The organism is Rhodococcus sp. ARC_M6, assembly GCF_022810305.1.
Lineage (GTDB): Bacteria > Actinomycetota > Actinomycetes > Mycobacteriales > Mycobacteriaceae > Rhodococcus_F.
Genome location: NZ_JALGQH010000015.1, coordinates 14088 through 27982, shown reverse-complemented (window position 1 = coordinate 27982; position 13895 = coordinate 14088). Strand labels below are relative to the sequence as shown.

Annotated in this window: 1 protein-coding gene; it reads right to left on the bottom strand. The window is 61.1% G+C overall.

Annotated features, from left to right (window positions below; translation table 11 throughout):
* Nucleotides 1-153 precede the first annotated feature (153 nt).
* Entirely contained in the window at nucleotides 154-13806 is a 13653-nt protein-coding gene (locus MTX36_RS16580) for a non-ribosomal peptide synthetase (RefSeq protein WP_243620832.1), read from the bottom strand.
* Nucleotides 13807-13895 lie beyond the last annotated feature (89 nt).

Below are 13895 nucleotides of genomic sequence, written 5' to 3'. Positions count from 1 at the left end.
CACCTTCACGTAATTCTTGTTTCCACTTACTTGCAGGCCCGTACTGGCTCCCCACAGCTCATCGGCAACCCGCAGTCATTGTTACAGCCAGGGCATTGCCGACAGTCCGCACTGCGAGTGTCTATGAGTTCTGCCACTCGCAGTGCCGAGAGTTCACCAGCCCCGGGGGTCGTCCGCATCGAGGACATACTCGAGGTCCGGGAGTTCGGTGCGGTCGATTCGCTCAACCGCCTTCGCGGACAGGATCGCGTGTGTCACCCAATCGTCGGCCAACGTGTCCTCGAGCGATTCGAGGTCGACTGGAGCATCTACCCACGCGGCGCCGGCTGATGCCGCCAGCAGTATCGCCAAGGCAATGCCCTCGGACGCTGCAGCCAGCACCCGCGACTCGACGTCGACGGCGTGCTTCTCTCGCAATCTTGCCAACATGTCCGAGAGTTCGTCGTACGTCAGCTCCCAACCGGCGGCTCGGTAGGCGATGTCTTCGGCCGTCAACGGGCGGAGCCTGTCGGCGTAAGTGATCGGGCGGGTGGGCTGTGAGCCCGAACGAGCGACGGTTTCCGGTGTGATGGTCAGAACCGTTTCCGACGCCGCAGTGGTGCCGGCGCCGATTTTGACGATCGCCCATTGCGCCACGACGGCGTCGATTCCAGTCAGCTCTACGGATGCAACGAGTTGTCCGGGGCCGACCCCCTCCTCGATCAGCTGGCGCGCCAGCTGCGATGACTGTGAATCAACTGCCGCGTAGTCGATTTCCTCGCCGCCGAGTACCACTGCCGGCGCTTCGGGATCACTCTCGACTATCGACGACAGCAATTGCGGCAGGAGTGCTGCCGTGGGAGCTGTCGAGACGCTGCGTTGAATTCCCGCACCGAGAGCCTCTTCTTTCTCGGCAGCGGTGAGCAATTCGATATCACCGACCCGAGTCGACGAATCGTCGGTGACCTGTTCGAGAATACGAACGAAGCGCTCAGCAAATGATTCGACGGTTTCCTTGTCGAACAGGTCCGTCGAGTAGAGCCACACACCGGACAGTCCGTATCCGTCTGCTGAACTGTTCAAAGTCAGCTGCAGATCGAACTTCGTCGACACCACTGCGGCATCGACCGCACTGATCGACAGCCCGGACAGCGAGAACTCTGCTCCGGCAGCAGGTTCCAAGGACAAGATGATCTGGAAGAGACCAGCAGGCGCGCCGACGGCTTCGGCCACTTCTTCGAACGGGATATCGGCCTTCGCGAAAGCCTCCAGGTCCACATCACGCACGGCGACAACAAGGTCGTCGAAGCTTGCAGCACTGTCCACCTCGGTCCGCAGTGCAAGTGTGTTGACGAACATTCCGACAAGATCGTCGAGTGCGCGTTCCCCTCGTCCACCGACGGCAGTGCCGATCGCGAAGTCGTTGGTAGCTCCCACCCGGGCGATCAGTACGGCCAGCGCGGCGTGCAATGCCATGAAGGCGGTCGCATTCCGGTCGCGAGCGACCTCCACCAACCGAGCGTGGACCTGCTCGCTGATCTCGAACTCGACGGCCCCGGCCGCCGGGGACACGACACTCGGCCGCGGTCGGTCTGTCGGTAGCCCGGCCAGTGCCGGCATCCCGCGAAGCTTGGAACGCCAGAAATCGAGTTGCGCACGGGCAACACTGTCTTCGTCGTCAACCGTGCCCACAACGTCACGTTGCCAGAGTGCGAAGTCCGCGTACTGCACCGTCAACGGAGTCCACGCCGGAACACTGCCCCGGGTTCGGGCTTCGTAGGCGATCATCATGTCGCGAGCCAACGGTGCCATGGATTCACCGTCCGCGGCGATGTGATGTGCAACGAGCGCAAAGACGTATTCATCTGTCCCACAGCGGAGTAGTTCCATCCGCACCGGAACCTCGGTGGAAACGTCAAATCCTGTCGACATCAAATCTACGACTCGCGAATACATCTCAGCTGCGTCGGCAAGGACAACGGGAGCCGCGATTTCCGGCGCGTCGTCGACTCTGACAATCCGTTGAACGGGGCCGCTGTCGCCGGAGGGATAGAACGTCCGGAGTGACTCGTGGCGGGCAATGACGTCGCGGAACGCTGACTGCAAGGCGTCGACGTCAAGATCTCCCGTCAACCGCAGCGCCATCGGAATGTTGTACGTCGGTGCAGAAGTATCCATCTGATTGACGAGCCACATGCGTTGCTGCGCAAGCGACAACGGAAGTCGCGCCGGTCGCGGATGGGCCTCGAGCGCCTTCCTCCGGCCAGAACCCGCAGTTGCGCCGACTGCCTGCGCCAACGCTTCGACAGTTGTGGCGTCGAAGAGCGCCCGAACCGGAATCGTCGTGTCAAGTGCCTGGCCGAGTCGAGCTGCCAGACGGGTCGCAATCAAAGAGTTGCCACCGAGTACGAAGAAATCGTCATCAAGGCCGACGCGTTCGAGTCCCAGCAGATCAGCGAACACCGCTGCCACTGCGCCTTCCACGGCGGACTGCGGCTCTCGATACTGTGCAACCTCGAACACCGGCGCCGGCAATGCCCGTCGATCAACCTTGCCGTTGGCATTGAGCGGGATCTCTTCGAGAACTACAAACGCGGACGGCACCATGTAGTCCGGCAGACGCTGCGCCACAGCTTCTCTCAAAATCTCTGATACGAGGTTCGGCTCGGCGCCAACGACGTAAGCCACGATGCGGTCGCCGACGACTCCGTCGCGGTGGACCACCACTACAGCCGATGCAACCGAATCCACTGACACCAACGCCGACTCGATCTCGCCGAGTTCGATACGCAGACCACGAACCTTCACCTGAAAGTCTGTGCGCCCCAAATACTCCAGCTCACCGACACTGTTCCAACGAACCAGGTCGCCCGTCCGATACAGACGAGAACCGCTGCCGAACGGATTCGCCACAAAACGTTCAGCCGTCAGATCGAACCGCGCGCCGTAACCACGGCCCACACCTACACCACCGACATACAGCTCGCCGACGACACCCGCAGGCACCACTTGCAACCGCGAATCCAACACGAACAAATCGATATTCGGAATCGCTGAACCAATCGGCACACCCGCCACATCACCGACAGACGCCTCACGGAACGACACCACATCCGACGCCTCCGTCGGACCGTAGCTGTTGACGATCCGGACGCCCGAACCCATCACAGATTCAAGGCGACCCACCTGAATCGGCTCACCACCGAGGAACACCACATCCAGACTCGACAACACTCCGTCGACGTCCGCATCGACGACAGCTTCGAACGCACTCGGCGACATATTCGCCACCCGCACACCCGAACCCGCGACCACAGTCAATATCTCCGCCGGATCGAACCCTGCCGGCGCCAAGAACACACAACCACCACCCGACAGCGGACCCCACACATTCTTCTGCGTCAGGTCGAAACTCGGCGACGACGCCACCAACACGCCGGCACCAACCGGGATCTGCGACCGATACCACGCAACCGTGTTCGCGATACCCGCCATCGGGACAATCGTCGGCTTTGGACGACCCGTCGAACCCGACGTCGAAATCACATACCCAGCACGCAGGCCCGCACCCGACTGCGCCCAACGATCAACCCACCCCGGCACAACCGTCGAATCGACCACGTCACCGACCCGAATAACAGGCACTACCGTTGCGACGTCGTCGATCGCCACCACACATCGTGCTGCAGTGTCGGAAAGTACAGCCTCGATACGCTCTGTCGGCAACGACGGATCGATCGGCAGATACGCCGCCCCCGCCTTCCATACCGCCACGAGAGCGACAACCCACTGCCACGATCGCGGAACAAGCACACCCACAACATCGTCGGCGCCCACACCGGCAGCAACCAACTCCGCTGCCAGCACCGACGACCGCACATCAAGATCCGTGTACGACAACACCACACCACCGGCCACCACAGCAGGTGCATCCGGACTGCTCAGCACGTGCTCGGCGAACAAAGCCGGAATCGAAACACCCGCATCCGGGATCCGCTCACCCCGCGACCACTGGAGAACCTGTGCAGACTCCGCACCGTCAAGAATCTCCAACGCACCCACCGGACGAGACGAATCCTCCGTCACACCCGACAGCACCCGCACCAACCGCTCCGCGAACGATGCCACCGTCGACTCGTCGAAAAGATCCGTCTCATAGGTGAACTCCGCGTTCAAGCCACCAGTGCCAGTTTCAGTTGCTTCCACGAGAGTCAGTTGCAGGTCGACTTTGGCCATCAGGTCCGCTAGGGGGAACTGGGATACTTCGAGCTCCGCCAACTGCACTTTCGCGCGCTGCAAGTTCTGAAAGGACAAACCGACCTGGAAGAGTGGATGCCGCGCCTGCGACCGCTCGGGATTGAGAATCTCGACCAGACGCTCGAATGGAACGTCCGCGTGACTGAAGGCACCGAGATCTGTTTCTCTCGTGCCCTTCACCAGTTCGGCAAATGACCCCTGCGGATCGACCGTAGTGCGTAGTACCAGGGTGTTGACGAACATGCCGATCAGATCGTCGAGTGCCCGCTCACCTCGACCAGCTGCCGGCGTTCCGATCACGATGTCGAGGCTGCCCGACAGACGTGACAACACAACCGCAAACGCAGCGTGCAGCACCATGAACAGCGAAGCATTGTTTTCCCGTGCCACGCGATCGAGAGCTGCGCGCAATTCGGAATCGATGGTGAAGGTATGCCCCGCACCCCGATTCGACAGAACTCGAGGTCGAGGGCGATCGATCGGCAGATCCAACTGATTCGGAATATCTGCCAGTGTCTCGCGCCAGTATCCGACCTGGGATGCGATCACTGATGCCGGATCGTCTTCACTGCCCAGAACTTGCCTCTGCCACAGGGCGAAATCGGCGTACTGCACCGGGAGCGGCGCGGTATCGGGAACCGCCCCCTGAGCCCGAGCTGCATACGCAGCCACCACATCTCGCACCAGCGGACCCATCGAGAATCCGTCACCACTGATGTGATGGACGACGAACACGAGTACGTATCGCGACTCCCCCAGATCGAACAACCTTGCGCGAACAGAAGATTCGCGCGTCACGTCGAATCCTGGCAACACAAAACTTGTCACGTGATCGAGAACCACGGACTCGTCGACGGATACGGGTGAAAGGTCGGGGACAAGCGAATCAGCATCCACGATCTTCTGGTATCCGACTCCGTCGACCTCGGGGTACACAGTGCGCAGAATCTCGTGACGATCGAACAGGTCGCGCAAAGCAGCCTGCATTGCGGGGATGTTGAGTTCGCCGGTCAACCGGATTGCCACCGGGATGTTGTCCACTCCGGACGCCGCATCGAAGCGGTTGAGGAACCACATCCGTTGCTGCGCAATCGACAACGGAACACGAGCGGGGCGTTCCTGCGCCACCAGCGGAGGGCGAGCACCATTTCCGGCCGACGAATCGATCAGCGCGGCAAGAGACTCCACGGTTGACGCGTCGAAAAGCACACGCACCGGGACGGTCGTATCGAGTGCCTCGCCGAGCCGTGCAACAACCTGGGTTGCGATGAGCGAGTTGCCGCCGAGTGCGAAAAAGTCGTCATCGAGTCCGACGTGCACAACGTCCAGGAGTTCTCCGAAAACGCGTGCGACTTCTTCCTCGACAACGGTGCGGGGCGCCCGGAATGCTGCGATCTCCACAATCGGATCGGGCAACTGTTTGCGATCGAGTTTTCCGGATGCATTGAGCGGGAACGTCTCGAGCACCACGTGTGTAGTAGGCACCATGTAGCCGGGGAGTTTGGCAGCGAGCGAGGTTTCGACAAGCTGCCAGTCCACGACAGAGTCGTGTTTCGCAACCACGTACGCAACCAACTGGTCGTTGCGCACGGACACCACGGCCGTCGCGATCGACGACTGATCACGCAGCACTGCCTCGATCTCACCCAGTTCGATACGCAGTCCGCGCAGCTTGACCTGGAAGTCGGTTCGCCCGATGTACTCGAGTTCCCCAGTCTGGTTCCAACGCACCAGGTCTCCCGTGCGGTACAGACGATCTCCGGCACTTCCGTAGGGATCTGCAACAAACCGATCTGCCGTGAGATCCGGTCGACCGACATATCCGCGTGCAAGCTGGATACCCGCCAGATACAGCTCTCCCGCTACCCCCACGGGCACCGGACGCAATCTCGAATCCAGCACCAGCACGCGGGTATTCCAGACCGGCGCACCGATCGGAACGGAACTGGAATCTGCCTCGGTGACCTCGTGAAACGTCACGTCGACGGCAGTTTCGGTAGGTCCGTACAGATTGTGTAGTCGAGCTTCGGGAAGGAGTCGACGGAGTTCCTGCGCAACGTTCGGCGCCAACGCTTCACCGGAGGCAAATACCTGGCGAAGTACGACTGCTTCTCGAACTGCGGGTTCTGCAACAAAGACTTCGAGCATCGACGGCACGAAGTGCGCTGTGGTGACCCCTTGTTCCGCGATCACCGATGCCAGGTAAGCAGGCTCTCGGTGGCCGTCTACGGAAGCCACAACCAAGCGGGCACCAACCTGCAGCGGCCAAAAGAACTCCCAGACCGACACGTCGAACGTGAACGGAGTCTTCTGCAACACGACGTCGGCACCGCAGAGTGCGTACTCTGCCTGCATCCACACCAAGCGATTGACAATTGCCCGGTGCGTGACTGCGACGCCCTTCGGCTTGCCGGTGGATCCCGACGTGAAAATCACGTAAGCGGTGTTGTCCGGTCGGAGCGGTGTGCGCCGATCCCCGTCCGAAACACGGGCATCCGAGTAGCCGGACAAGTCGATGGCGTCAACGGCGACAACAACTGTGCCATCAGATCGGAAGCTGTCTCGATCCGTGGTGAGCACACACGTCGGATTGGCAGTCTCGAGTACGTACTCGTTGCGTTCGGTAGGCTGATCCGGATCGATCGGAACGTACGCGCCGCCGGCCTTGACGATGGCGTACATCGCGACCAGCAATTCGATCGATCGGCGGATCGACAATCCCACCAGTGCATCCGGGCCGACGCCGATCGAGATCAAGTGGCGAGCAAGGCGATTGACTCGCGAGTCAAATTCCGCGTAGGTCAGAGATGTGCCCTCGAAGGTGAGCGCAACAGAATCCGGAGTAGCTGCTACTTGATTGTCGAAGAGATTAACCAGCGTTGCAGTGGGAACATTGTGTGCCGTCGAATTCCACTCCTCGAGTACGCGGCGACGTTCTGCGGCATTTGTTACCTCGATATCGCCGACCGCGGTTGAGCGACTCTGAGCCACGGCTTCGAGGATCGCCACGTACCGGTTCGCGAATAGCTCTACTGTTGCAGCGTCGAAAAGGTCTGTTGCATAGGTGAACTGTGCAAGAAGTCCGCCCGGCTCTCCTGCGGTCGATTCACTGACCGTCAACTGGAGATCGAATTTGGCAACAGGCGATTCGACGTCCACGGCAGAAACGGCCACGTCGTTCATCGCGATCGAATCAAGACCAGCCGCACTGATGTTCTGCATGGTCAGCATGACCTGGAACAGTGGATTTCGGGCCTGCGAACGCTCCGGATTGATGATCTCGACCAGGCTCTCGAACGGTACGTCGGCATGATCGAATGCACTGAGATCGGTCTCCCGAGCAAGTTCGATCAGATCCGCGACGGTCGATGCGGGATCGATATCTGTTCGCAATACCAAGGTGTTGACGAACATTCCGATGACGTCGTCGAGCATCTGCTCACCGCGTCCGGCAACCGGTGTGCCGATGACAATGTCAGTGGTACCCGACAGCTTGGACAGCAACAATGCCAAGGAGGAATGCAAGACCATGAACAGCGACGCCTGGCCCTCCCGGGCAACCGCGTTCAACCTTTCGAGCAGTGCCGCATCAACGGAGAAGTCGTGGTGCGCACCTTGATTGGTTGCAATTCGGGGTCGAGGCCGATCTGTCGGCAGGTCTAGCTGGTCCGGAATCCCGGCCAGTTGTGTTCCCCAGTAGTCGAACTGCCGGGAAATTACCGAGCCCGGGTCGTTCTCACTGCCCAGAACCTCGCGCTGCCACAATGCGAAGTCGGCAAACTGTACTGGTAACGGCGCCCAGAGCGGAGCAGTCCCGGCTGAACGAGCACCGTAGGCAGTAACGACGTCACGAATCAGCGGGACCATCGAGAATCCGTCGCCGCTGATGTGGTGGACGACAAAGACGAGCACGAACTCGGTCTCTGTGATTCGAAGGAGCGAAACGCGCAGTGGCACTTCTGTGGTCACGTCGAATCCGGGTGTCACGGCGCCGGTTACGCGGGCCACGACATCTGCCGGTTCCACGTCGACCGGTGTCACATCGATCAGGCGCGCGGGTTCGAGTACCTGCTGATAGCCGACTCCGTCGATCTCCGGATAGATCGTTCGCAAACTTTCGTGGCGACGCACCAGATCATCGAGAGCGTCCTGGAGTGCTCCGACGTCGAGTGGACCGGTCAAACGCAGTGCGGCCGGAATGTTGTCGACATTCGATCCTGGTTCGAAGCGGTTGAGGAACCACATCCGTTGCTGGGCCAGGGAGAGCGGCACCAGTTCCGGTCGAACCTGAGCCGTGAGCGGAGGCCTCGACACGGCAGCAGTCCCCGAATCGATCCGCGTGGCCAATTCTGCGACGGTGGAAGCGTCGAACAGCATCCTCACGGGGATGCTGGTGTCGAGCCTCTGACCCAATCGGGCGACAACCTGGGTAGCCATGAGCGAGTTTCCGCCGAGCCCGAAGAAGTCATCGTCCTGGCCGACCTGTTCGACACCCAACAGTTCGGAGAAGACCTGCGAGACAGTAATTTCGGTTGCGGTGCGAGGTTCACGGAACTCCGCGATGCGCAGCACCGGGTCCGGCAACTGCTTCCGATCGAGCTTTCCCGAACTGTTCAGCGGGAACGACTCGAGCACTACGTGAGCGTTCGGAATCATGTACGCGGGCAACCGCACCGCCAGTGATGCAGCGATGTCGTCCCAGTCGACGTGAGTGCCGTCAGCGGCGATGACGTAGGCCACCAGTTGATCGCCCCGCACCGTGACCACCGCAGCCGACACCGCAGAGTGGTCGCGCAGTGCCATCTCGATTTCCCCGAGCTCGATGCGCAGGCCGCGCAGTTTAACCTGGAAATCCGTACGGCCGATGTACTCGAGTTCACCAACCGAACTCCAAGACACCAGGTCACCGGTTCGGTAAAGCCGCTCCCCCGTCTCCGAGAACGGGTCCGCCACAAATCGATCTGCTGTCAGTTCGGGCCGCGCGAGGTATCCACGAGCAAGCTGTACCCCAGCGAGGTACAGCTCGCCGGCAACCCCGACCGGAACCGGATGCAAACGGGCATCCAGTACCAGTGTTCGTGTATTCCAGACCGGCGCACCGATGGGCACACTCACGATGTCGGATTCCGTGACCTCGTGGAATGTCACGTCGACTGCAGCCTCGGTCGGACCGTACAGGTTGTGCAGAGCGGTGGTAGGCAGTACATCCCGCAGCCTCGACGCCACCTGCGGCGCCAAAGCCTCACCGGAGGCGAACACACGGGTCAACGACCTGCACTGCGCCGCAGAAGGCTCGCCGACAAACACTTCCAGCATCGACGGAACGAAGTGCGCGGTAGTGACACCGTTTTCGGAAATCGCCGAAGCCAAGTACGCCGGATCACGATGCCCGTCTATGGCGGCAAGAACAAGTTGCGCACCGATCTGCAACGGCCAGAAGAACTCCCACACCGACACGTCGAACGTGAACGGAGTTTTCTGCAAGACCACGTCGCTACCGGTCAGCGTGTACTCGGACTGCATCCACTCGAGCCGGTTGACAATCGCTCGATGCGATACCGCGACGCCCTTCGGCTTTCCGGTGGAACCCGAAGTGAAGATCACGTACGCCGTATTGTCGTCGCGCAACGGCGAGAGTCGATCGGCGTCGACGAGCGCGTCACTCGAGAAACCTGACGCATCAATCGAATCCAGCGAGACAACACGGTGCCCCGCTGCCGCGAAGGCATCGCGATCAGTCGTCAAAACGCAGACCGGTGCCGCCGTCGCGAGCACGTAGTCGTTGCGATCAGCCGGCTGATCGGGATCGATCGGAAGATACGCTCCGCCCGCATTCAGAATGGCGTACATCGCCACGACCAAATCCAGGGATCGGCGAATCGCCAGTCCCACCACAGCGTCGGGGCCGACACCCAGAGTGACCAGCTTGCGCGAAAGTTGATTGATCCGAGAATCGAAGTCTGCGTAGGTAAGTGACTCGCCTTCGAAGCGGAGAGCAACCGAGTCCGGAGTTCGCGAGACCTGCGTGTCGAACATGTCGACCAGCGTCCGCCGCTCGACGTCGTGCCGAGTCCCGTTCCCGGTACCCTCCACCAACTGCCGTTCCGAGTCGCCGAGCAACTCGACATCACCGACAACAACCGTCGGATCTTGCGCCACGGCCGTGAGAATCATCGACAGCTGCGATGCAAACGAGTCAACGGTGGACGCGTCGAAAATATCTGTGGCGTAGTCGATGACCAGCGACAGTCCACCGCGGTCTTCGTCTTCCCAGACAGTGAACTGAAGATCGAACTTGGCAATAGCCGACGGAAGATCCACACCCGCAACGGTCAGCCCGCCCAGTTCGGCACTCCCCTGTGCACTCTGGCCGAGGTTCTGGAAGGCCAGCATGACCTGGAAGAGCGGATTGTGCGCCTGCGAACGGGCAGGATCGAGCACCTCGACGAGTCGCTCGAAGGGAACGTCGGCGTTGCCGAAGGCATCAAGATCAGCGGTGCGGGCAGCGTTCAGCAGACTCTCGAAAGTGCCGGCTGCATCAACTTCGGTACGCAGTACCAAGGTGTTGACGAACATGCCGATGACGTCGTCGAGCGCTTTGTCGCCGCGTCCGGCAACTGGGGTACCGATCGCGATGTCGGAAGTGCCGGACATGCGGGCTAGCAGCATCGCAATGGCGCTGTGCAGCACCATGAATACGGAAGCCTTATTTGCCTGCGCGATCGCTTCGAGCTGTGCCAGCAGCTCGGAATCGATCGAAAACTTATGTGATGCACCGCGGTTGGTGGCGACGGCCGGACGAGGCCGGTCCACTGGAAGATCAAGCAGCTCGGGCAATCCTGCCAACTGCTCGCTCCAGTAGTCGATCTGGCGCGCGATCAGCGACTGCGGGTCGTTCTCGTCACCGAGAACGGTTCGCTGCCACAAGGCGTAGTCCGCGTACTGAACCTCGAGAGGCCGGAACTCGGGTGCGGCCCCATTCGATCTCGCCGCGTACGCTCCCACTACGTCGCGGACCATCGGGCCCATCGAGAAGCCGTCACCGCTGATGTGGTGGACAACGAAGACCAGCACAAATTCGGATACCGCTACCTGGAAAAGCTTGACTCGCAAAGGAACTTGCGTCGTCACGTCGAATCCCTCGGTCACCACGGCCGTAACCCGGTCCACCAGTTCCGATTCGGCGACAGCTACCGCAGTCAGGTCGATCGCAACATCCGATGCTGCCAGAATCTGCTGATAGCCAACGCCGTCGATCTCGGGATAGACCGTTCGTAGGCTCTCGTGGCGCTCGATCAGGTCCGCAATCGCAGCACCCAACGCATCGATGTCGAGGTCGCCGCTCAGACGCAGCGCCACTGGGATGTGATCGACGGCCGAAGCCGAGTCGAAACGATTGAGGAACCACATCCGCTGTTGGGCAAGCGACAGCGGAATCTGCGCCGGGCGATCCTGCGCAACGAGCGGCACTCGCGACACGGAACCTGCGGATTCATCTACCAGAGCAGCTAATTCGGCAACGGTGGGTGCATCGAAGAAGGCTCGCATGTCCAGTTCGACGCCGAGTTCGGCGTTGGCGCGGGCCACTACGCGGGTCGAGAGAAGCGAGTTGCCGCCGAGATCGAAGAAACTGTCGTCAACGCCCAGGTTTTCCCGTCCGAGGAGGTCGGAGAAGATCGTTGCCAGCGCCTCCTCGACCGGGGTGCTCGGTGCGCGATATTCGACGACGCGTGCCGTGAACTCCGGTGCGGGCAGTGCCTTACGGTCCAGTTTTCCACTGGCGTTGAGAGGAAAGGCGTCGAGTTCGACGAACAACGACGGCACCATGTAGTCGGGCAGTCGCCCACCGAGCTGATCGGCAAGCCTCTCGGAGTCGAAAGCTTGACCGGCAGAAGGAACAACATAGGCAACGAGGTTGTCACCCAGCGTCGCATCGGAGTGGACCAGCACTGCAGCTTGCGCCACCGCGGCATTGTCGAGCAGCGCGGATTCGATCTCTCCGAGCTCGATACGCAGTCCACGCAGTTTCACCTGAAAGTCGGTGCGGCCGATGTACTCGAGCAGTCGCGCACTGCCGGCGCCCCGCCAACGAACCAAGTCGCCGGTCCGGTACATCCGAGCCCCGGCAGCGCTGGGATGAGCGACAAATCGATCAGCCGACAAATCCGGTCGCGAAACGTAACCACGCGCCAATTGGATTCCGGCAAGATACAACTCACCAGGAACGCCGGGCGGAACCTGACGCAAGGCGTCATCGAGCACGAGCAGTTCGGTGTCAGCCACCGCGCGCCCGATCGGAACCGACACCTCGTCCTGCTCGCCGGTTGCATAGTAGGTGACGTCGACTGCAGCCTCGGTGGGTCCGTAAAGGTTGTGCAGCCCAGCAGAACTGACGGCACGCAGCCGAGCGGCCGTCTGAGCGGGAAGCGCCTCGCCGGATGCGAATACGTAACGGAGAGTGCTGATCTCTGCAACCGAAGGCTCTGCCACGAAGACAGCCAGCATCGACGGAACGAAGTGAACGACGGTAACGCCGTAGTCGATCATGGCGCGTGCGACGTAGGTCGGATCACGATGCCCGTCGGGCTCGGCAATGACCAGAGTGGCGCCGATCTGCAATGGCCAGAAGAACTCCCACACCGACACATCGAACGTGAAGGGCGTCTTCTGAAGGATTACGTCTTCAGCCGTGAAGGCGTACTCGTCCTGACGCCACCGGAGATTGGCGACGATAGCCCCATGGGCCACGCCGACTCCCTTGGGTCGTCCGGTGGAGCCGGAGGTGAAGATGACGTAGGCGAGATTGCCGGCGCGCAGTGGTGACAACCGGTCTGCGTCCACCAGTGACTCGGCGGAGTGGACGGTCAGATCGATCGTGTCCATCTCGAGGACTGCAACGCCATCAGGCAGTGTCAGTTCATCAGTAGATGTCGTGACCACCAGGATCGGAGCCGCAACGTCGAGTACGTAGGCCACACGTTCGGCTGGGTGGTCCGGGTCGAGCGGCACGTACGCCCCGCCGGCTTTGACGATCGCGTACATCGCCACGAGCAGTTCCACGGACCGTCGGATCCCGAGGCCGACCAGGGTGTCCGGTCCGACACCACGCGCGACGAGTTCACGTGCCAAGCGATTGACCCGGGCGTCGAATTGCGCATAGGTCAGCGAAATCTCATCGAACCGGAGCGCTGTCGCATCCGGAGTCCGGGCGACCTGGTCGTCGAACACACTCACGAGAGTGGGTTCGGCAACGACCGGGACCTCGAAGGCGACCACTGACATCGCGTCGGCGATGAGCGCGTCGACTATCGCACCTAGTCCACCGTCGTGCGATGCGATCAGTTCCGGCAGGACGGTGGAGATGACCACGGGGACAAGTGCATCAGCCCCCAAAGCGCCGCCCATTGCAGTATCGAGAGTTGTCAGTTCGGTCTCGAGGCGTGCGTAACTGATCTCGGTGCCGGCATGTGCGAGCGCGCGCCGATCCGGGTCTACCTCGGCCACTGCCGCGATCAGTCTCGGAAGATCCTCGATGGTCAGCGACTTCGGTCCAGGTATACCAACGGACATCTAGACTTCCTCCAACTGACTGCGCACGAACTGAAACCGGACGAACTGACAACAGACGGAAGGCGTCGATCCGGCACCACGGGTGCCGT